The following is a 22,000-nucleotide window of genomic DNA, read 5'->3' as shown; positions in this document are numbered from 1 at the left end:
TTCTGTTGAATGTTTAGAGTAAGTTTGCACAAAGGTAATAATTATTTAGAATCATTCTTAATAATTAAATTACTTTTAAATAAAAGAAAGAAATAATGAAACGATGTACATCTTATATAAAATTAATTATTAAAAATTATGAAATATTCAGGTAAAATAAACTGGTCTTTTGCTGCAGCAATAGCAGTGTCAATATGTTGGATTATTGGTGACATTTACGTTGCCGGATTTGATCCGGATCCATCAGACTATCTTTTGTTTTCAAAGACCTATGCAGATCAGGTAAATGTAGAATTTGCAACTTTAATGCTGGAAGGTTCCACTCCGAGATTGATGTTTGGTGCTTTGATTGGTGCTCTTACGGGGCCTTTACTGCTTCCTGCCACTTGGCTGGTATATCAGTTTTTCAAAGACACTCAAAAATGGTATGCAGTCTTTGTGTATTGGATCCTACTGGCAGGGGCAGTTTTATCACCTTTAGGACATGCCGGATTTTTCTATGTGGGGGAGATTTATAAAGCAGTTTATCAAACAGACTCTGTCTCTCACCCTTATCTTCTGGAGACGGGAAGAGGTTTTATGAAAATGCTGAACATTGCCTGGGGAACAGCCATTGGTGTACTGGCAGTGGGATGGATTTCCTTTGCTGTTTGTATTCTTTTCAATAAAACCCTGTTGCCGGGGTGGATGGCTCTGCTGACACCATTTGCCCTTACTTTGTTTATCATTCCTATAAAAAATCTTTTACCGCTTCCTTTTTCAGGATGGGTAGGAGGTGCCATATTCAATATTGCCTATCTGACATTTTTCAGTTCACTGCTTTTCTTTTTCAGAAAGAAATTGCTGAACAGGATTTAGCTATAAAAAATATGACCATGATCTTAACTTGAAATAAATGGAGAGGAAAGCCTTTAAATCTTAGAATTTAAAGGCTTTTTTACATTAAAAACTATCTTTTTAGGAATGTTGATCAAAATATTAATCCTATATTGGCTGGGAATTAAGCGGGAGAATATGGAAAATCTGAAGATCTGGTTAAGAAAAAATGGCTCTACAGCAGTACTTACAGTATTGTTTATTATCATTTTGGTGAATAAAGATGCAAAGGCATGGCTGATGAGACAGGTGGCTTCCACAGGAATTCTCAATTCCAGGATATCAGAACCAAAAGAAACCCTGAATAATGCAGCCAAAGTTTCCTATGCCGGGCTGATGCTGAAAAATGAAGATGGAAAGGTTATCGATCCTTCTGCGTTACAGAATAAAGTAGTCTTCATTAATTTCTGGGCCTCCTGGTGTCCTCCGTGCCGTGCTGAGTTTCCGTCTGTTCAGAAACTGTATGATCAGTACAAAAACAATCCGGATATGGTATTTCTTACAGTAAATCTGGATGATACTCCTGCTCCTGGAAAATCTTATTTAAAAGAAAAAGGCTTTACGGTTCCTTTTCTTACGCCGGCCGGAAATATCCCTGATGTATTGTATAGCGGATCTTTACCAACCACTGTTATACTGGATAAAAAAGGAGAAATCCGCCTGCATCATAAAGGATTGGCAGACTACAGTAAAGATTCATTTTATAAACAGATTGATGAGCTTTTGAAAGAAAATCCATAATTTTTAATAATGATGATTCCTTTTATCCTGCCAACTCTTACAGCAATAGAAAATGAAATCCTTAAAGAAAAAAGCGCCGTGCAGAACTTTCCAAAGGTTATAGATTTTCCTTTCTCTGAAAACTATAAAACGCTGGTTACTCAAATAAAAACAACAGAAATATCTTCTGAAACCATTCTGTACAATTCAGTGGATGCAGTCAATGAAAATAAAGAATTTAACTTGCCGGAGTACTGGTGTTTTGCTGGCAACGGACAAGGTGACCGATGGTTTCTGGACAGGGATCAGAAGGTTTTTTTCTATGATCATGATGATGAAGGGAAGCTGAAGCCGATGCATATTAATTTTGAAGAATGGCTGCAAATGGCATTCATTATCCGTCAGCTGGATGACTGTTTTGATCAATATGACCATATCACTGAGCCGGTTCGGCAAGAGTTTTATAAAGCCCTGAATACTATTCATCCCACATTAAGTGATATGTATCCGTTTACATTGTAACGCTGATTTTATCAGCAATGAATGTAAATGTCTAAGTGAAAAAAGAATACTTTTACCATAAGAAATAGAATATGCTGCATCAGCTAAGAACCCATATTGAAAAAATAATTCCTCTTAATGATGATGAATTTGAATTCATATCATCCTGCTTTACTTATAAAAAATATAAGAAACATCAGTTTCTGGTACAGGAAGGGGAAACGGTTCCCTATAATTATTTTGTCCTGAAAGGCTTGCTGAAGCTGGTTTATTCTGACGAAACCGGAAAAGAACATATTGTTGGATTTGCCATGGAAGACTGGTGGGAAACAGATTTTCCCGCTTATTATCAGCAAACGGCAGCAACAATGTCTCTGGAATGTATTGAAGATACGGAAGTACTGTGTATTAAGCTGGACGATTACAGAAAACTTTGCGCTCAACTTCCAAAGCTGGAGCATTTCTTCCTTGAAAAAGCATATATGGGATTTATTACGGCCCAACAGCGTACCATTTCCATGATGACAACAGGAATAAAAGAACGCTATGAGCAGCTTTTGAAAAAATATCCTTCTCTTGTTCAGCGTGTTCCCAAATCTCTTTTGGCTGCTTATTTAGGAGTGTCCAGAGAAACTTTAAGCCGTCTGCCTCTGTAACGCTGTGATCAAACTCACACTATAATCGTGATCCGTATCACAGGAATTTGCTGTATTTGTTCTGCAATTTTGTACAGTAACAAATAACAAATTCAAGACAATGGAAAAAAGAACGGTTAATCCTTGGAAATGGCAGCATGAAAGAAGCTATTCACAGGCGGTAGAGGTAAAAAATGTGCAAAGTACTTTATATTGCTCGGGACAGGCAGCTATTGCCCCCGATGGAACATCCAGTAATAAGGATATGAAATCGCAGCTGGAACGGGCTATTGCCAACCTGGAAGAAGTGATTACTACAGCAGGGTATAAATGCAGCGGTATTGTAAGATTAAATATTTATACTACTTCTACGGAAGAACTCTGGCCTCATTTTCCTATTCTTCAGGAATGGATTGGCAGACATAAAATTCAGCAGGCCGTAACAATGCTTGAAGTGAAAGGTTTGTTTGAAACTTTAAAAGTGGAACTGGAAGCAACCGTGGTCAAATAGATTATCGTTTAAAATTAAAAAGAAACCTTCTTATATATTAAGAAGGTTTTTTGTATTGTTTAAAAATATTATCTGAAAGATTGATAAATCTGATTGGAATGCTGATAATTGAAATTGAGTTTATTGAAAAATTAACAATTATTTTTATAAGCCTAGTTCTCTTTTGTGTGAAATTTATTATATTTGTTTTAATATAAGTGATTATTTAGGTTGAATCTTTAATTTTATCACAATAATTTTAGCTTTTTGTTTTTAAAATCATTTTAATGTTGATCAAAAATTATTTATTATGAAACGTAAACTTATCTATTCTTTATTTCTTCTAACAGGAAATTATATTTTTATAAGTGCGCAGGTAGGTATTCAGACTTCCAATCCACAGGGTGTTTTCAATATTGATGCAGCCAAAGATAATCCCGCTACAGGAACACCTTCGGCGGCACAACAGGCCAATGATGTAGCTGTTACTGCCGCTGGAAACATGGGAATCGGGACTACGGTTCCAACGAATAAGCTTCATATCAATGGAACCGATCCGTTGCGAGTACAGGGGCTTTCTGCAGGAAATACCACTACAGATCCTCTGTTGGTAGTGGATGCGACTGGTGTTGTTAAAAGTATCGGTACATTAGGCGCTTTATCTATTCCAAATCCTGCAGTTTTCAGGCTGGAAACTGCACAGACCAATTTCTTGCAGGCACAAGGTGCAGGCGGATCACAGGTGGTCCCTATGTCTGTGGTTAAAAATACCATTCCCGGTATGAGCTATAACGCAGGAACAAGTACTATTACATTTCCTGCAGGAACTTATCAGATGACTTTTGTGTATGAAGCAACTCATAATGCAACAGGATGTACTATCAGCTCATATTTTATAGATTTCCCTCTTAACACAGGTTCTACTCGAATTCACAGTACGGCTTCACACTCAGAAGGAGCCCTTTCTAATCACGGCGGTACCATAACCTATGCTACCACTGTTCCAGCCAACAGAACATGGACGATAACTCTTGGAAGAGGCCAATCCGGTAACTGTGGAGGAGCAGGAATGAGTCTGGCTGCAACCTCTACCCAATTACTTGTTTTCCGTATCGGAGATTAATTTCTTTAAAGTTCCCATATCAGGCATTATTCTTTTAGCAAAAATTCTAATAACACAAATACTGAAACACCAGCTTACCCTGGTGTTTACTGTTGTATAAAATAGCGCCTGCTGTGCATTAAATGATCATTAAAAATAAAGATTGCTTATATTTATACAGATAATCAATACTCATTGCAAAGATGAATATTCAACTTTTTTCAAAAAACGCTTTAGTGGGAGGAGCAACCCAGGGAATAGGAGCAGGAATTGCTGTAGAACTGGCAAAATGTGGAGCCAATGTTACTGTTATGGCCCGCAATGAAACTAAACTTAAAGATTTCGTTGCTGCACTGCCAGTCATCAATCCTGATCAGAAACATGGATACCTGGTAGCAGATTTTTCAGATTTTGAAAGTTATAAGAAAATTATAGAAGGATTTTTTAATGATCATTCGATAGATATTCTGGTGAATAATACCAATGGTCCGGAACCGGGGTTGGCAGTGGATAAAAATACAGAGGATTATCAGAAAGCATTTGATCTTCTTTTTAAAACTGTTTGTGAAACAACATTGCTGGCTTTACCTCATATGATCCAACAGAAGAAAGGGCGTATCATTAATGTTTCATCTCTTTCAGTAAAAGAACCGATTGGAAATCTGGCCTTGTCCAATTCTATCCGTTCTGCAGTGATTGCGTGGGCCAAAACGCTTTCCAACGAAATTGCACAGCATAATATCACGGTAAATAATGTCTTAACAGGATACTTCGATACTGAAAGAATTCAGAAACTCGTTGCTCATGAAGCGCAGCAAAGCGGCAATTCTGAAGAAGAAATAAAAAAGGCGAGGGAAAATAAGATTCCGATGAAAAGATTCGGACAACCTGAGGAATATGGACATCTCGTGGCTTTTCTGGCTTCGGAATATTCAAATTATCTTACCGGAACAAGTATTCCTTTGGATGGAGGATTGAATAATACCTATTAAACTTTTACCATTTAAGAAATTAATAAATTATTCCAAATAAATAAGGTAAATGTAATAAACCTTTTTCTTGAGTTGTCATATCAATATTGGAAAATATGATATGAAAAACTGGTCTTTTAAAAAATGGAACACCGTACTGGGATGGTTTCTTTTCGCTATTGCGCTTATTACTTATCTTTCAACGATAGAACATTCCCTTAGTTTTTGGGATTGCGGAGAATATATCTCTTCAGCTGTGAAACTGGAGGTAACCCATGCGCCGGGAGCGGCTTTATTCCAGATTATGGGAGCGGTAGCCAGTATTTTTGCATTAGGGAATGCAGAACATTATTCTATTGTAATCAATGCTATGTCGGCTTTATTCAGTGCATTTACGATCCTCTTTCTGTTCTGGACAATTACCCATTTTTTAAGACGGCTTTTACATAAAGATGTTGAAGAAATGACAAAACATGAGGAAATATCAATTCTGTTTGCAGGAGTGATTGGTGCTTTATGCTTTACGTTTTCAGATACATTCTGGTTTTCAGCAGTGGAAGGAGAAGTGTATGCAATGGCTTCCATGTTTATTGCTTTGATGGTCTGGCTCATTACCAAATGGGAAAATGAATATAAAGCCGTAGACAGCGAGAGATGGATCATTCTTATTTTCTTCATTATAGGGCTTTCTGTAGGAGTGCATATGATGTGTATGCTGGCCATTCCCGCCATATGCCTGGTGTATTATGCCAGAAATTATACTTTTTCGTGGAAGAGTTTTATAGTGGCCAATTTGGTTACACTTGGAATTCTTGCCTTCGTATTCAAGATGATTTTTCCTTTGATCATGACGATGTTTGGAAATCTTGAAATCTTCTTCGTGAACGGGCTGGGACTTCCTTTCCATTCGGGGACCATGGTGGCGTTTGTTCTCATGATCATCATCAGTTATCTTCTGATTAAATATGTGAAGAAAACAAAAAGAAAGCTCTATCAGACTGTTGTTTTATCTCTGGTCTATATGATCATCGGATTTTCATGCTGGCTGATAATTCCGATAAGAGCCAATGCTAATCCTCCTATGAATCTTAATGATCCGGATACGGCCATCGGAATGCGAGATTATTATAACAGAGTGCAATACGGTGACTGGCCTACCATTTACGGACAGAATTACACCGCCTTTCTTGATAAAAACGGAATGGAAAAAGATGAAGACGGAAGCTACAAAAGAGACATTACCGGAGATATTTACGAAAAAGATGAAAAAACCGGGACCTACAGAAAAACGGGGGAGAGTTTCAACTATGTGTTTAACAAATCCCATATAAGCTTCATGCCAAGAATGTTCAATCAGGATAATGAAGTGATGGCAAACTATATTTCTTTATATGGAGCTCCTGATTTTACTTTTAATTATGAGAATGAAGACGTTGCAGATAATCCGGAAGCGAAAAGGATTTTTGAAGAATTAAGAGCAAAATATGAAGGAGATTCTATTACGGTCGAAGATTATCTGAAAGTGAAGCCTTATGATGTTATCAAGGTGCAACGTCCGTCTTTCACTCAGAATATGGATTATTTTATATCATTTCAGAACGGATATTACTTTGTAAGATATCTGATGTGGAACTTTGCAGGAAGACAAAATGATCTTCAGGGGCACATGGAAAATACCAATGGAAATTGGATATCAGGATTTTCTTTTATTGATAATGCTTTATGGGGAGATCAGGATCGTATGCCTGCCAAATTTAAAAATGAAAGTACTGTAAAGTTTTTCTTTTTGCCGCTAGTTTTAGGATTGATTGGCTTCTTTTTCCAGCTGAACAGAGATTTTGGAAGATTTTATGCGATGCTTTCACTGTTTATTCTGACCAGTGTGGGAATTGTTTTCTATACCGGAGTAAAACCGTTTGAAGTGCGGGAAAGAGACTATGCCATGGTAGGTTCATTCTATGTCTTTGCCGTCTGGATTGGTCTGGGAGCAGGAGCAATACTTTGGCTGATTCAGTCTAAGATTAAATCCAATGCTGCCAATATTATTCTGGGAACTTTTTTATTAGGGGTTCCTTTGATGATGGGATTCCAGAATTATACTTCCCATGACAGAAGCAAAAAAACGGCAGCCCGCGATTATGCCTATTCATTTTTACGGTCATTGCCTAAAGATGATATCATTTTTATTTATGGTGATAATGATACCTTTCCGGTGTGGGCTATTCAGGAAACAGAAAGATTCAGGGATGATGTGAAAACAGTCAACTTTACCCTTTTGGCCACTCCATGGAATATTGATCAGGTGAAGAGAAGAACCTACAATGCCATGGGAATTCCGGGTGAATTAACGCATGAAGAATATAGAGACGGTGTCAATGATCAGGTGTATCTGATGAAAAAAGAAGATTGGGAAGGACTTTTCCAGATGCTGAAAGAACAGGGAGCGCCGGAAACGGCTTTCCAGGAATTCAGAAAATATCTGACTCAGGATTCAATGACCCTTAAGGATGCTATGAAATTCCTGAAATTACAATCGTCTGAAAAAGATGAACTGCTGAAAATGTACTTCGGCGAAAAACAATATGAAAAATACAATATTATTCCTGTCAGTAAATTTATTCTTCCTGTCAACAAAGAAAATGCTGTAAAAGCAGGAATTATTAATCAGTCCGATCTTCCGGATGCTGTAGATCAGATCATGATCAATTATGAAGCGAATACCCTTTATAAAAGCAATCTGATGATGCTGGATATGCTGGCCAATTTCGACTGGAAGCGCCCGATCAGTTTCTCTTCAGGCGGGATGTACGACAGTGAAAATATTTTTTATCTGGACGAATATCTGCAGTTTGACGGTTTCAGCTACAGATTGGTTCCCATTCATACGCCTCAGGGGCCTGATGGAGACAAAGGAAGAGTAGATGCCCAATCTCTTTATCAGGTGGTGAAAAATTTCAGATGGGGAAATTTTAAAGATCTGAGTATTTATTATGATGAAACAGCTACGTCAAATATTTTGGGCTACAGAATGTCGGTGAGCAGAGCTGTATCTGCACTTGTGGCAGGCGGGCAGAAAGCGAAAGCATTCGAGTTACTGGAACTTGCTGCAAAAGAAATTCCTGCTGAAAAATACAACGATCCACGTTCACTGAGCGCCATGGTTACCGGATATATTGTTGCAGGGCAGGAGCAGAAGGGGCTTCAGCTGGTAGAAAATCTCAAAAAAGGAATATTTGAAGAATACGATTATTATCAAAGTCTTACTCCTTCATTTAAAGCAGCAGCCAAAAGACAGATGAGGTCCAAGCCGATGGAATATGCATTGGTGGTTTCTGCTGTTACTGAAGGCTACAAAAAGCTTGGGCAAAATGAAAAAGCACATGCGTATCTTTTAAAAGCAATGGAGCCTATCGACAAAAAATTCAATATCTTCATAAAAGGGCTTCAGCAGATGGACAAAGAAAGAGCAGGGAAAGAAGCTGAAAATATACGCCAGATCGTTCCCTTTTATCAGTATTTATTCAATGTTATGGAGCCCTTTGATTCCACCTATTCCAGGAAAAAAGAAATTGAGGTAACCAATGCGATGATGAAAGTGACACAGTAATAATCAGTGATAAAGCCTTTAAGCATAATGTTTAAAGGCTTTTATTTAATTCAGGGTCCAATTTAATCTGTAAAATTCTGAATAGCTTTATTGCTCTTCCTTAAATCAGAAGGTCTGGATTGGGTAAACTCATGAAAAGTATCACTAAAGGCACTGATAGAGCTGTATCCAACGTCATCCGCTATTTCATTGATGGGTTTGTCTGTATTTAAAAGGAGTTCAATGGCTTTGATGATTCTTAATGTTTTTAAATACTGGAGGAAAGAAATATCCATATCTGCTTTGAAAAGCCGCGACAGAGAACGCTCACTCAAACCAAATCTGCTGCTGACATTGGACAGAGTCAATTTTTCCCCGATATTCCATTCCAGATAAGATACAATCCGCATCATTTGTTTATTATGGGTGGCGGGAAGAATAATAGGCAAGGGTTGTTGATGGGTTTTAGGAAGGATCTTTTTTAATGCTACCAGAAATTCAAAGTTTTCATCTTTTGCAGTTACATGCTTTTCATCCCATATTTCAGAATATTTGATCATCTGAATCAGGAGTTCTGATGCCGGATAAATGCCTAGTCTGCTGTAGAAAGGATCTGAAATATCATCATGGGCATAGAAGTAAAGAGACCGCAAAACCGTTGCCGTATGTCCGATCTCTAAAATATGCTCCATTCCCTGCGGAATCCAGAAGAAATGCCTTGCCGGAACCACATAGGTCCTGTTGTCAATCGTAATATAGGCGATACCCCCTTCCACATAGCTCAGCTGTCCTTTCGTATGTTTGTGAAAAGGAATCAGTTTTTCTGATTTTTCATGCATGACAAATACACTTTTGTCGTCTTTATCTATGTCCGGAAGTGCAGCAATTAATCCCATTAAAAAGTTTAAAATACCAAAGAAAATACAAATATAATCATTTGGCCGGAATCATGTAAAAGTTGACTATTTTAGATAAATAAAATATCCGGATTGCCAATAAATTTGCAGTGCAATAATTCAAAAATTCAAATGAAAATTTATGTCGCCGGATTGCTGATGTTTGGAGTTTTCTCCATCGTATCAGCGCAGACCGGCAGTCCAGCAAAGGATACCATACGACTCTCCCTAAAAGACGCATGGCAGAAAGCGGAGGAAAACAGCCGCCATATCAGAATCAATACCATTAATGTAGACATTGCCGAAGCCGAAGTAAAAGACGCTAAAAGAGAGCGCCTTCCGGAAATAGAAGTCAAAGGCTCTGCTGAAAAAGCGTCCAACATTCCTATCTATGAGAACGGAATCTTTTCAAAACCTACCCAGCATGAAGTTATCCATACGCTTTACAGAGCCGGAGCAGATTTTTATCTGAATATTTATAACGGAAACAAACTGAATCTTAAGATTAAGGAAAATCAAACGCTTCAGAAAATTAAGGATATCCGGAAAGAACAGTCCGTTTCAGATATTCACTACAAAACAGCATCGCTTTATCTGGAATTACAGAAAACCTTAATCTTCAGAGATCTTATCAAGCAGGATATTGATGATCAGAAAACACAACTGAAGGAAATACAGACTCTTTATAAAAACGGAGTGGTTTTAAAAAGTGATGTTTTAAGAATTGAACTTGAACTTTCAAAACGAAAAATGGCACTGGTGACCATAGAAAATGATATCCTCATCGCCATGCAGAAACTGAATATTATTCTTGGAATTCCGGATGAACAGGTTGTTATTCCTGAAGCGCCGTTTAATCAATGGAATGAGAATACAACGTATGATGAATATCTGAAACAGGCATTGGATCATTCTTTTGATTACCATGTTTCTGAACAGCAGACAGCACTGAGTATCATCAAACTGAAACAGGTAAAAGCGAATGTAAGGCCTAAAATAGGGATGTATGGCGAATTTTATTATGCCAATCCACAGATTTTTCTCTATCCGTACAATCCGTATTGGTATTCATTGGGGATTGTGGGAATTAAAGCTTCATTTTCCATCTCTTCCCTTTACCACAATACCCACAAAGTAAAGGCAGCCCAGCTTGAATTTGAAAAAGAAGAGGAAGTGCACAGGGATACGGAGGATAAAGTAAGACAGCAGGTGAAAGAAGCTTATTTAAGGTACCAGGAAGCTTTGGAACAAATAAAAGTGGCAGAAGCCAATGTCGCTCAGGCAAAGGAAAATGCACGTATTATCAAAAATACTTACTTCAGCCAGACTTCTCTTATCACAGAACTGCTGGATGCAGATATACAGCTGCTTCAGACAAAATTTGAACTGGAAGCGGCTAAAATTATGGCACAGAACAATTATTATTTATTACAAAATATTACAGGCGTTTTATAAAACAATGAAAAAAAAATACACTCCCACCGATAGAATGATCACGAAGATCACAGGATGGATTTCAGTTGTTATCGTTGCCGCACTTGCTGTTTGGGGCGGTTTTACCTTAAAAAATTATTATGCCTATGAGCAGACCAATGATGCACAGGTTCAGGAATATGTCAACCCGATTATTTCAAGAGCCGGTGGATTCATTGTTGCCGTAAAATTTGAGGAAAATCAGGAAGTTAAAAAAGGAGATACTCTTTTAATCATTGATAACCGTGAATATATTCTACAGGAAAAACAGACTCAGGCAGCCATTCAGAAAGCGCGTGCCCAACTGAGAGTATTGGAAAGTACAACAGGAACTACAGAAAAGGAAGCTGCAGCAGCGATGGCTCAGGTAGATGCCAGTAAAGCAAAGGTCTGGAAGCAGCAGCTTGATTATAACAGATATAAAAAACTGTATGATGAAGAATCTGCTACCAAACAGCGCCTTGAAGATGTGAAAGCAACCCTGGATGTCAATGAAAGTGATTATAAATCTTCGCAGGATAATTATGCAGCTTCTGTATCCAAGATTAATGATATAAGGGCAGAAAAAGCCGTTGTTCTGGCAGAAATTGCAAGACTGGAAGCATTGCTGGACCGTCACAAACTAGACGTAAGCTATACGGCTGTTACTGCTGCTTATGACGGAAGGATGGGGCGTAGAACCGTTGAGGTGGGGCAGATGATTGATGCCGGAGAAACGCTGGCTTTTATTGTCAATAATGAAACTGATAAATGGGTGGTAGCCAATTATAAAGAAACGCAGATCAAAGACATGCATATCGGCGATCATGTGAAAATTGTGGCGGATTCTTATCCGGACAAAGAATTCCAGGGAACGATTATTTCCCTTTCTCCTGCAACAGGTTCGAGTTTTTCATTGCTTCCACCTGATAATTCCACCGGGAATTATGTAAAAATTGTACAGCGTATTCCCGTAAGAATCAGAGTGGATGGACAAAGAAGCCAGATTGATGTTCTGAAAGTGGGAATGAATGTGAATGTTTATGCCAATAAAAAGCATTCCAATGGCTAAAAGACAAATGCCCTATTTCAAAAAATGGGCACCGGAATGGTTGGTGAAGATTATTCTTTTTTCAATGACACTTCCGGGAATCATTATCTTTTTTCTGCCATTGTCTAATGTGAATGCAGCAGCAGGATATTATGGATGTGAACCGGCAGACATCCAGTTTTCAATAGCCTTATTTTATGCAGGGTATGTAGGTTTTTACAGCCTGGAAAGACGATTTTTCAGTTTTCTGGCCGCAAAAGAATATTTTCTTCTGTTTACCACATTGCAGATTCTGGCTTGTCTGATATGCTATTTCACCCGTGAAGTCTACATTTTGTTTCCGGTTCGTTTTATGCAGGGAATGTTGTTTGCAGGGAATGTAAACCTTTCTCTCACCCTTATTTTCACCCGGCTGAGCAGTGAAAGAGGGCGGGAAATCAGCTTTTCAGTGTTTTTCGGGATCTTAATTTGTGCTTTGCCGTTTAACAACCTGATTACCGCCGACCTCATAGATTCGTATAATTTTAATATCGTCTATAAAACTGCCATCTTCTCCTATCTTCCGGGACTTATTTTCCTCACCCTGGCAATGAGCAACTACAGAACCCATGCAAGATTTCATCTCTATAAACTCGACTGGCAGAGTTTTGGACTGTTCAGTACGATGCTGGTGCTCATAGGATATATAACCATTTTCGGGCAGGAATATTATTGGCTGGAGGATAACAGGATTTTGGGAAGCGTCATTGGAATTATTGTCCTAGGTGGAATATCAGTATTTCGCCAGCAGGCTATTAAAAGGCCTTATATTGATCTGCGTGTTTTCAGATACCGGAATTTTAAAGTAGGTCTGCTGATTCTTTTTGTGATGTATATATGCCGTTTTGCTTCAGGAATTGTCAATACCTATTTTGCATCGGAGCTGCATTTAGATCCATTTCATATATCCTATATTAATATTTTCAATCTTGCAGGGTTGATTATTGGGGTCATTATCGCCTGCTGTATGGTTTTGCAGAAAAAAAATATACGGTATATCTGGGGACCAGGTTTTTTAATGCTATTGATCTTTCATGGATTAATGTATTATTCTTTTGATGTTCAGGCTGATGAGTTCAATTATTATGTTCCCTTATTTCTTCAGGGATTAGGTGTGGGGTTGATTATGGTTCCGACGATTATTTATATTATTTCTTCCGTTCCTGCTGTTATTGGACCTTCCGCTGCTGCCATAGCATTAGCCATACGATATCTGGGTTTTTGTATCAGCATTGCCCTGATCAATTTTTTTGAACTCTTTGAAAAAAGTCGCCATTATAATGCTTTTCAGGATCATTTAAGTGCTGTCGATCCGGAAGTTAAAAGCTTTCTCCATCAGCAGACTGCTAAGCTTATTGCTCGCGGAATGCCGGAAGATAAGGCTGTTAAAGCTGCCAATAAGCTGTTGATTGGCAGAATGAATGTTCAGGATCATGTCCGTTTTGCGATGGATTATTATGAAATGATGGTATGGCTTCTTGCCGCCTCACTGTTATTGATTTTCCTTTTCCCATATCTTAACCGCACTGCTCTTTATTTAAAATCACGCAGATTATCTCCTGCGTAAAGAGAATTTTAATGTTAATCATCGAAAAAGTATAGCTTGTCAGCTAATTTTATAGTAGAGTGCTGAGACTGTCTGATAAGGCAGTCTCTTTTATTTTGATAAAGGATAATGATTACTTCTGGCCGGAATTGTATGTTTTTTGTCATTGCAGACAAAATCCTTTCTCTCTACATTTGTACTCATACAGAACGAGATATGAAGAAAGAAGGGCGAAAAACAGCAATGAAAAATATAGTGCTTTTAGCATTGCCAGAGGTACAGCTGCTTGATATTGCCGGACCATGGGATGTTTTTACATCAGCAAACCGTTTTTTAAATGATAAACAGGATTCCGGTTATCATGTGTATCTGGTATCCGGAACTTCAGAAAAAGTAATATATTCAGGTTCAGGAATGCCTTTATCATGCAGCCATACTATTTATGATATTGATTGTTCCGTAGACACTTTACTGGTGGCAGGTACCACATTGAGCGTGCTGGATGAGGTCAATCCGGACATTTATCATTACCTTCAAAATATAGCTCCTCACGTGAGACGAATGGGATCTGTCTGTGTAGGGGCGTTCATCCTTGCCAAAGCTGGTCTGCTGGATGGCAAACAGGTAACTACTCATTGGAAGTTCGCAGATACTTTACAGAAATCTTATCCAAAATTGGATGTCAATATTAATCCTTTTTTTATCCGTGACAGGCCAATTTATACTTCCGGAGGTGTTTCTTCAGGGATGGATCTTGCATTGGCTCTATTGGAAGAAGACTTTGGAAAACCTTTGGCTGCCGAAGTTGCCCGTCATCTCGTCCTGTATTTAAAAAGATCCGGAGCACAGTCTCAGTTCGGAAATGCATTGCCGGAATATGAAATAATGTCTCCTTTTACAAAACAAATCCATGATTTATTGAAAGATAAGCTTGGAGAAGCTATTACGGTGGAGTATATGGCAGAGTTCCTGAACATGAGTGTCCGTAACTTTTCCAGGGTATTTGTAAAAGAGTCAGGAATGACTCCCGGCAGATTTCTCGAAAAAATGAGGCTGGATCAGGCTAAAAATATGCTGGAATATACTGATATGAGCATCGATATGATAGCTGATAAATGCGGATTGAGTAATGCTGTTTCTCTCAGCCGCTTATTTCTTAAAAACATTTCCCTCTCTCCGGCACAGTACAGGAAGGCATTCAATACTACAGAATAATAGCTTTTTCTTGTTGATTTTACATAAAACTGACAATCATCAATTGTCAGCAGGGAAGACCTGTGCTATGATCTGAAAATAATAATCTTAAATAATAAAATTATGAATCACGTACCAAACGGCAAGACAATGAATGTAGCATTTTTAATCTATGATCAGGTGGAAGCACTTGATTTAAATGGCCCTTTAGATGTTTTTGTTAAAGCGAATGTTCTGGAACCCGGCAGCTACAATTGCTTTACCGTCGGGAAAACAAAAGAGTCGGTGTATATGGAAGCTAATACGATGGCTGTTATTCCTACTTATGATATCCATACCTGTCCTAAACCGGATATGATTGTCGTTCCGGGAGCAAATCCTGAATACATTATGAAATATATTCAGGACAGGGATTTTCGGGAAACTGTCCTGAAATGGATTGAAAATCATTATCATGCAGGAACAGTTATATTTACGGTATGTACCGGAAGTATGCTGCTATCAGGGACGGAAATGCTTGCTGATTATCATGTTACTACCCATCATATGCTGTTGGATGCCCTTGAACAGCATAATCCGGATACTAAGGTAATCCGGAATATACGATATATTGATCAGGGCAATCTGATAACTACTGCGGGAATCACAGCCGGAATAGATGCCGCTCTTTATCTGGTTGGAAAACACCTCGGACAGAAAACAATGAACACAATTATAGAAATTTTTGAATATCAGAATGCAAAATCTGGAAATTTAGCTTAAACGAGAATCTGTTGATTTGCAAATTTCGCCGATCTCTGATCGGCGAAATTTATATTTTAGATTGAGGTCCTGTCATTACAGACGAAAACTGAGTACTTTAATACAAAGAGGAATGAAACCAATTGACACCGCGATATAAACAGCTACCCGAATATAATTAAGGGTTTTCCAAAGTGAAATTCTGGTTATGATTTCCTGTGAAACGGAAGTGGCGGATGCTAAGTTCTGAAACTGTATAATGTTCGGAGCAAAAAAAGCTAATGTCCAGACTCTTACTGCTACGTGGATAATGAGTAAAATCAAAAGCCAGTTCCTTACCGGATCTATTTTCCAGCAAAAAGCAATTGCAAGGATAAAGGTTATTTCATGCAAAGAGTGAAGGATGATCCAGAAAAACTTCAGGCTTACTCCATTTTCATCCTGAAGCAGCTTCAATGTATCGGGTGGGGAAGAAGCCCATTTAGGTACAAATAGGAGAGTTTCGAAAATCTGTGCCCCGTTCATAAGAAAATAAAGTAACGTTGTGATGCAAAGCCAGATTTCTGCGCGGGTTATATAAGTTGCTGTTAAACTTTCCATGATTTTGTATTGATTTATGGGTTATTTAAATGGTCTGTTGTTTCTTTCATAAGAACTGTGGCTTCCCTGAAATAACGTTCAATAGTTTCTATTTCCTTTTTAGAAAAAGTGGAAACGAGTTTCATGGTTTTTTGCTGCAGCTCTTCAAAAATAGGACCGAGTAATTTCATGCTGTTTTCTGTATTTGGTATGATTATTACTTTTCTGCGGTCTTCTTTGGTGAACTCTCTTTTAAGAAGATTCTTTTTCTCCAGACGGTCTATCAATCCGGTAACAGCTCCGGTTGTAAGACCTGTCAGCTTAGATATTTCACCTGCTGTTATGGATTCGTACTGCAGAATAAGTCCCAGATATTTATGATCAGTGCTGGAAAGCCCGGCTTTCCTCGCAATGGCTTCATGCATAAAGATTGAGGCGTCAGAGTATGCTCTGCTGGCTTCACGAAAATTTTGTATATTATTTTTAGTCATTAATTAAATTATTTGCTAATTATCTTAGTTACTAAGATAGTGTTGTTTTTTGATTTACCAAAATAAATTTTTTACTCAAAAAACAATATTATCCGCCAGCTCCTATTTTTGCTGAGAATTTGAATTAAAAAAGTAACAGCGTAATTAATTTATAAACAAGTGTTTGACTTTTTTAATGTGAAATTTATGATAAAAAAAGTTTTAAATAATTTGGATTTAAGCAGTGTTTTTCTATCTTTGCAGTCCCTTAAATAAAGGGATTTACTTGAAAAAGTAAGTGGCCGACTCGGTAGCTCAGCTGGTAGAGCAATACACTTTTAATGTATGGGTCCTGGGTTCGAATCCCAGCCGGGTCACAATCTTAAAGATGCAAAAATCAAAGCATCAGAAAAACACAAAAAAACCTGCAAAAAATAATTTGCAGGTTTTTTATTTATAGTGTTCGCTATAATGTTTTAAAATGGCCGGTTATTTAAATTAATGGACCAGTTGATTGTACTCGCACTTTGCAATCGAAGTTCAGTAATAGCTTTACTCTTCATTTTTGGGCTTAAAGTTTCTCCCGACTCCCTGACGGAGAAATGTAATTTTTCCTTGTACTTTTTTTGCTTTTTCAAGGACTTCCAATGCTTTTGTTCGTTCGTTAATTTTGCCAGCGTGTGTTATATTGTCCTGACGTTCATTTTTTTTCATACATCAATATAGTGAATTTATTTGAAAAAAACAAATTATTGATAGTAAGGTTGTTTCAAATTTTAAGAAAATAAAATTGATTTACTGATCGTCCGCGAGTAGCAAAGTGATTCACTGCAGTTTTCAATTTCATCGGAAGCCTTTTGGGTGCATTTTTGAAAATTATATTAAGAACCTCCTAAGACGTGTGAAATTTTTAAGTCTGATATTGTAAAAGTTAGCGGAATCACAGGCATAAAATGTCCGGGAAGTATTGTAAATAAAGAAAAAGTTTCTATCTTTGCAGTCCCTTAAATAAAGGGATTTACTTAAAAAAGTAAGTGGCCGACTCGGTAGCTCAGCTGGTAGAGCAATACACTTTTAATGTATGGGTCCTGGGTTCGAATCCCAGCCGGGTCACTTGATAAAGCTTCAACATACGTTGAAGCTTTTTTTGTTTAAGAAAATCACAAACTGTAAAAGTCTCCGTTTTAGAGTAATTTGCCTACATAACTGAGCAGTTGCTCATCGTAACTTTATTCTATCAAAATAAACAAATGTTAATTTAAGTCTATTTTTCATGCGTTTTACAAGATTTGGAATTTAAAATGTATATCTGTGTCAGAAGCATTAAAATTTTTGTCTCTGATATTGTAAAAGTTAGCGGAATCAAGGGCATAAAATGTCCGGGAAAGTATTGTAAATAAAGAAAAAGTTTCTATCTTTGCAGTCCCTTAAACATAGGGATTTGCTTGAAAAAGTAAATGGCCGACTCGGTAGCTCAGCTGGTAGAGCAATACACTTTTAATGTATGGGTCCTGGGTTCGAATCCCAGCCGGGTCACAATAAACGGACAAACTATTTTATAATGGTTTGTCCGTTTTTCTTTATACTGAGATTTTAATTTTGTGATATTAATATAAGTTAAGATGAATACATTCGGAATTACATGGTTAAATAAAATGATTTAATTTATCTACGACATGTATCCAAAGCCTGTCTTTCATATTTTTTTTGAAAAAACCAAAGTGGTCAATTTTTTTTAATCCTAATTCAGAAGGAACCAGTTCTGTGAAAGTGATATCTTCTTTACTGTCAATGTGCTGCCAATATGTTTCAGTGTTTTTCTGGCTGGATATCGTATCATCAGTGGTCCAGAATAGATGAATGGGGAATGTATAATTCTTGAAATGTCCTATAGGAACAGTAGTACCATAAAATTGAGCATCGAAAAAGTAATCTTTTTTTTCAAGCCAGTTTCGCCACTCATATACAACATTTTTGGGCAGGTTTTCCATTATTCCAAAGGTTTTGGCTTTTACATATCCTGTCATCAGAACACTTATGGGAGTAAAAATATAAAAATAAAAATAAGCCTTCATTCTGTATGAAAACGGCATATTCATATAATAACCTGCAGATACGGCAAAATTGATCATTCCCTTTACATTATCCAGATTTTTCATAAATCCGATTTGTTGGCCTCCGGCACTGTGCCCTACAATCATAAACGGAAGATCGGGAAACTTTTTATTTAAAAAAACTTTGATGGCGGGCATATCTTTTATTCCATAATCTGAAAAGGTAAATTCACAGGTTTTCAGATTTCCGGAATAAGAATCTCCGCTTCCTCTGTAATCCCAAAGACAGCACAGAAAATCATTTTCAGCAAGATAGGTGAGAAAAGACAAATAGAATTCTTTTTTTGTTCCCGTACCACAGTTAAATTGAATTACTGCTTTAGGATGATCCGGAATAAGAAGTATACCTTTAAGCTTTACACCATCATCACATATTGTTTCAAAGTTTTCCGTTTTCATGCTTTAATTTAACTTAAAAAAATAATGATACATTGTATTGCTTAGAGCTGTATCCCTTTTCTTTGTTAAATTTAGTAAATACCCTAATTCCATTACAATATTTAACTATGCAGAACTTGGTTTCTGGATCAGGATTCTGATGTTATTCAATTTTTTTAGGCATATATTTCATCATGATACAATGGCTGCTATCTTGGGCAGAAGTTTTTTCTACCTCCAAAAATCCTGTCTTTCTGTATAAATTATAAGCCTTATCATTTCCAGGGGCAACTTCTAAAAGAATTTCAATGTCATTAAATTGTCTGCCTGCTTCATGAATAACAGCTTCAATCAATCCCTGACCTATATTCTTTCCTTGAAACTCCTTCTTTACATACATTTGGTAAATTGTACCAGAGTTTTTGTCACTTTTAACAAAAGTACATATGCCTATAAGCAGATCATTTGCGTAGGCACCCAAAACAAATCTTCCAAAAGTTTGTTCTTCAATATCACTTTCTATTTGGAACTTTTCAATTTTCAGGGCTTCATGATAGTTGGCTCCAAATGATTCCGAGAACTTTTCCAGACTTTCCAGACGGATTACGCGGTATGTTTTGCTTTCTTCGGGAAGAAGTTTTCGATAGCTAATAATATTCATGCTGATCAGGTTTTTATTTACATCAGTATACAAAGATGGAGATAATTTTTTAGCAACAGAGTTTTAAATAATTTATTAAAATTTTAAAACGATCTCATCTATCTGTAACAATTTTCATTTCAGATAGTCTTATTATAAACAAAACATATACTTTTTGATCAGAAAAGCATATAAATGCAGTCTGTCAATTTTAAAAAGTGCTTGTTTAAGGGGGAATATTACATTACTTTATTTGAATGTTACATTTTTGCGAAATAACTCGTTTATTTCATAAGGAACATGATAAATTATGTATATTTATAACACTAATTGGGGAATAATATTGAAATAACGGTAGGAAATTATCAACTTATTTGTAAATAAGTGAATAGGTAGATATGTAGATATATACGGAAAAGTGGTGTGATGAGAAAAATTGATTTAATCATTTTTAAAAATATAAAGACAAACTCAGAAGGTATAAAGAAAATAATAGCCTTTCCAATCTGCATGGGAATATTTTGGGTTATATTTTCATGTCATAGTGAACCTCAAAATAAAGTGAGAGAAAACTTTGATATATCTCTGTTGACTGAAAGTTCAGAACTTCAGTTGTCCGGTCAATATGAAGCTTTTGTCAGGCTTAATAAAGAATATCTGAGAAAAGCCGCCAAAATGAGGTACACAGGAGGAAAAGGACTCTGCTATCTGAATATGGCAGGGGTAAACGTTTCTGCAGGGAATTATGAAAAAGCCCGGTACTTTTTCAATAAAGCAGAAAAAGGCCTGTTCAATTCTGAAAATACTTACCATAAAGCAGTCTTCTATGATGATTACAGTCTGTATTATTCTCACCTTAAACTCAACGATAGGGCTATAGAATGTAATAACAAAGCATTTTATTACTTAAAACAGGCAAAAAAAACGAAACTTACCCAGAAACTTCTGCCCAGACTTTATGTAAACAAAGGAATTTACTATGCATGGAAAGGATGGTTTGGAACCTCTTTAAAATGTTTTAGAAAAGCAAATATGTTGGAAAATTCAGCCTATACCAATTGTATGGTGGCACAATATTATTTATTTACCCATAAACCTGATTCTGCGGGTATATACATTGCCAGAGCAGATGAAAAAATGATCAGCCAGAAAACAACGGATGTGGAGTCTCTTTGGGTTTATTATACAATGGGATATTATTATAATGAAATTGATAATAGTGAACAAGCTGAAAAAGCCCTTAAAAAAGCCCTGGAGATCAACATTAAGACAAGACGAACCTATTCTTCCCATATCAAAGAAGTCTACAAAGCACTTGCAGAATTATATAAGAAAAAAAATGATGGCGGTAAGGCCTATTTTTATCTGAAGAAATATATGGAAGAGGAAGGAAGGTTTGATGCAGAACGATTTGTCGTTATGAATAAAGCTACCGAAGATTTTATTTCAGAAATGAAACAGGAATCAGACTGGCATAAAAATGATCTTCCGTTATTTATTGCATTGTCTATCACAGTACTTACCGTTTCAGGGGTATATGTCCGGAAAATAATTAACAGGTTACAAAAGAAGAAAAATACTTTAAAAGAGCAAACTAATACGTTGAAAAACCATGTCCAGACCAAGCAGCGACAGGAAGTGATTGAGCTTGCTAAAAGGAATGATTCTTCTTTCTTGTTGAAATTTAAAGAATTCTATCCTGAATTTATTAAGTCACTTCTGGAGATCAATCCCGATCTTGAAAATTCAGAGCTGGCTTTCTGTGCAATGCTGAAATTACGCTTTTCATCCAAAGAGATTGCAGACTATACTTTTGTACAGCATAAATCTGTTCAACAGAAGAAATACAGGATCAGAAAAAGACTGAATATTCCCGGAGAAACAGATATTTATGACTTTTTTGAAAACTTAGCAGAATAAAGAAATATATCACAATAAAAGCCGCAGGATTCTGTTTTATGAAAAGATTTTATTATTGATCTTATCAGAAATAACCATTGAGAATTTTAAAATTAAACA

General features: G+C 36.8%; 20 protein-coding genes and 3 tRNA genes. 17 read left to right on the top strand and 6 right to left on the bottom strand.

Annotation, left to right across the window (positions count from 1 at the left end; translation table 11 throughout):
• The first annotated feature begins 138 nt into the window (after positions 1 to 138).
• From A1704_RS03590 to A1704_RS03555, 8 genes are all read left to right on the top strand, one after another.
• Positions 139 to 858, top strand: a complete 720-nt coding sequence (locus A1704_RS03590) for a DUF6796 family protein (RefSeq protein WP_062670506.1) — start codon at positions 139 to 141, stop codon at positions 856 to 858.
• Positions 859 to 1,014: 156 nt separating this feature from the next.
• Positions 1,015 to 1,617 carry a TlpA family protein disulfide reductase gene (locus A1704_RS03585; RefSeq protein ID WP_062671576.1) on the top strand — a complete coding sequence of 201 codons (603 nt, stop codon included), beginning with the start codon at positions 1,015 to 1,017 and terminating at the stop codon, positions 1,615 to 1,617.
• A gap of 9 nt (positions 1,618 to 1,626) precedes the next feature.
• The gene (locus tag A1704_RS03580) at positions 1,627 to 2,118 is read left to right on the top strand and encodes an SMI1/KNR4 family protein (RefSeq protein WP_062670504.1); all 492 of its coding nucleotides are present in this window, start codon (positions 1,627 to 1,629) and stop codon (positions 2,116 to 2,118) included.
• Between the two features lie 71 nt (positions 2,119 to 2,189).
• Complete coding sequence (locus tag A1704_RS03575; protein WP_062670502.1) at positions 2,190 to 2,753, top strand: Crp/Fnr family transcriptional regulator; 564 nt, start codon at positions 2,190 to 2,192, stop codon at positions 2,751 to 2,753.
• Positions 2,754 to 2,853: 100 nt separating this feature from the next.
• Positions 2,854 to 3,243 (top strand): RidA family protein, encoded by a 390-nt coding sequence (locus tag A1704_RS03570; protein WP_062670500.1) that lies wholly within the window; start codon positions 2,854 to 2,856, stop codon positions 3,241 to 3,243.
• A gap of 289 nt (positions 3,244 to 3,532) precedes the next feature.
• Positions 3,533 to 4,345: a hypothetical protein gene (locus A1704_RS03565; RefSeq protein ID WP_062670498.1), complete on the top strand. Its 813-nt coding sequence runs from the start codon at positions 3,533 to 3,535 to the stop codon at positions 4,343 to 4,345.
• Between the two features lie 182 nt (positions 4,346 to 4,527).
• Positions 4,528 to 5,316 carry an SDR family oxidoreductase gene (locus A1704_RS03560; protein ID WP_062670496.1) on the top strand — a complete coding sequence of 263 codons (789 nt, stop codon included), beginning with the start codon at positions 4,528 to 4,530 and terminating at the stop codon, positions 5,314 to 5,316.
• A gap of 100 nt (positions 5,317 to 5,416) precedes the next feature.
• The gene (locus A1704_RS03555) at positions 5,417 to 8,902 is read left to right on the top strand and encodes a glycosyltransferase family 117 protein (protein ID WP_062670494.1); all 3,486 of its coding nucleotides are present in this window, start codon (positions 5,417 to 5,419) and stop codon (positions 8,900 to 8,902) included.
• Positions 8,903 to 8,964: 62 nt separating this feature from the next.
• Here the strand turns inward: A1704_RS03555 and A1704_RS03550 are convergent, their stop codons facing one another.
• Positions 8,965 to 9,777: an AraC family transcriptional regulator gene (locus A1704_RS03550; RefSeq protein WP_062670492.1), complete on the bottom strand. Its 813-nt coding sequence runs from the start codon at positions 9,775 to 9,777 to the stop codon at positions 8,965 to 8,967.
• A gap of 132 nt (positions 9,778 to 9,909) precedes the next feature.
• Between A1704_RS03550 and A1704_RS03545 the strand changes: the two genes are divergently transcribed.
• The 5 genes from A1704_RS03545 to A1704_RS03525 all read left to right on the top strand — a co-directional run bounded on the left by A1704_RS03545 (position 9,910) and on the right by A1704_RS03525 (position 15,821).
• Complete coding sequence (locus A1704_RS03545) at positions 9,910 to 11,232, top strand: TolC family protein (protein ID WP_062670490.1); 1,323 nt, start codon at positions 9,910 to 9,912, stop codon at positions 11,230 to 11,232.
• A 4-nt stretch (positions 11,233 to 11,236) separates the two neighbouring features.
• Positions 11,237 to 12,301: an HlyD family secretion protein gene (locus A1704_RS03540; protein ID WP_062670488.1), complete on the top strand. Its 1,065-nt coding sequence runs from the start codon at positions 11,237 to 11,239 to the stop codon at positions 12,299 to 12,301.
• Positions 12,294 to 13,886, top strand: a complete 1,593-nt coding sequence (locus A1704_RS03535; RefSeq protein ID WP_062670485.1) for an efflux MFS transporter permease — start codon at positions 12,294 to 12,296, stop codon at positions 13,884 to 13,886. The genes A1704_RS03540 and A1704_RS03535 overlap by 8 nt, the downstream gene beginning before the upstream one ends.
• Before the next feature lie 222 nt (positions 13,887 to 14,108).
• The gene (locus A1704_RS03530) at positions 14,109 to 15,080 is read left to right on the top strand and encodes a GlxA family transcriptional regulator (protein WP_162268221.1); all 972 of its coding nucleotides are present in this window, start codon (positions 14,109 to 14,111) and stop codon (positions 15,078 to 15,080) included.
• Between the two features lie 102 nt (positions 15,081 to 15,182).
• A complete protein-coding gene (locus A1704_RS03525; protein ID WP_062670481.1) occupies positions 15,183 to 15,821 on the top strand; it encodes a DJ-1/PfpI family protein in 639 nt (212 codons plus the stop codon).
• Between the two features lie 75 nt (positions 15,822 to 15,896).
• Here A1704_RS03525 and A1704_RS03520 read toward each other — a convergent pair whose 3' ends face one another.
• The gene (locus A1704_RS03520) at positions 15,897 to 16,400 is read right to left on the bottom strand and encodes a hypothetical protein (RefSeq protein ID WP_062670479.1); all 504 of its coding nucleotides are present in this window, start codon (positions 16,398 to 16,400) and stop codon (positions 15,897 to 15,899) included.
• Between the two features lie 14 nt (positions 16,401 to 16,414).
• Positions 16,415 to 16,870, bottom strand: coding sequence for a MarR family winged helix-turn-helix transcriptional regulator (locus A1704_RS03515; protein ID WP_062670477.1), 456 nt, complete (start codon positions 16,868 to 16,870; stop codon positions 16,415 to 16,417).
• 283 nt (positions 16,871 to 17,153) lie between these two features.
• Here A1704_RS03515 and A1704_RS03510 point away from each other — a divergent pair.
• Positions 17,154 to 17,226, top strand: a tRNA-Lys gene (locus tag A1704_RS03510).
• Positions 17,227 to 17,401: 175 nt separating this feature from the next.
• On the opposite strand, the gene A1704_RS24345 is transcribed toward A1704_RS03510, so the two are convergent.
• Positions 17,402 to 17,563: a hypothetical protein gene (locus A1704_RS24345; RefSeq protein WP_156106559.1), complete on the bottom strand. Its 162-nt coding sequence runs from the start codon at positions 17,561 to 17,563 to the stop codon at positions 17,402 to 17,404.
• Positions 17,564 to 17,889: 326 nt separating this feature from the next.
• Between A1704_RS24345 and A1704_RS03505 the strand changes: the two genes are divergently transcribed.
• Positions 17,890 to 17,962 (top strand) — tRNA-Lys (locus tag A1704_RS03505).
• 350 nt (positions 17,963 to 18,312) lie between these two features.
• Positions 18,313 to 18,385, top strand: a tRNA-Lys gene (locus A1704_RS03500).
• 110 nt (positions 18,386 to 18,495) lie between these two features.
• Here A1704_RS03500 and A1704_RS03495 read toward each other — a convergent pair.
• Both A1704_RS03495 and A1704_RS03490 read right to left on the bottom strand, forming a co-directional pair.
• Positions 18,496 to 19,362 carry an alpha/beta hydrolase family protein gene (locus A1704_RS03495; RefSeq protein WP_062670475.1) on the bottom strand — a complete coding sequence of 289 codons (867 nt, stop codon included), beginning with the start codon at positions 19,360 to 19,362 and terminating at the stop codon, positions 18,496 to 18,498.
• A 142-nt stretch (positions 19,363 to 19,504) separates the two neighbouring features.
• Positions 19,505 to 20,002: a GNAT family N-acetyltransferase gene (locus A1704_RS03490; RefSeq protein WP_065119510.1), complete on the bottom strand. Its 498-nt coding sequence runs from the start codon at positions 20,000 to 20,002 to the stop codon at positions 19,505 to 19,507.
• A gap of 405 nt (positions 20,003 to 20,407) precedes the next feature.
• Here A1704_RS03490 and A1704_RS03485 point away from each other — a divergent pair, with 405 nt between their 5' ends.
• Positions 20,408 to 21,901, top strand: coding sequence for a tetratricopeptide repeat protein (locus tag A1704_RS03485; RefSeq protein WP_162268220.1), 1,494 nt, complete (start codon positions 20,408 to 20,410; stop codon positions 21,899 to 21,901).
• Positions 21,902 to 22,000: the final 99 nt, after the last annotated feature.

The sequence above is a fragment of the Chryseobacterium cucumeris genome, assembly GCF_001593385.1.
Lineage (GTDB): Bacteria > Bacteroidota > Bacteroidia > Flavobacteriales > Weeksellaceae > Chryseobacterium > Chryseobacterium cucumeris.
This window is presented reverse-complemented; position numbering and strand designations above follow the sequence as displayed.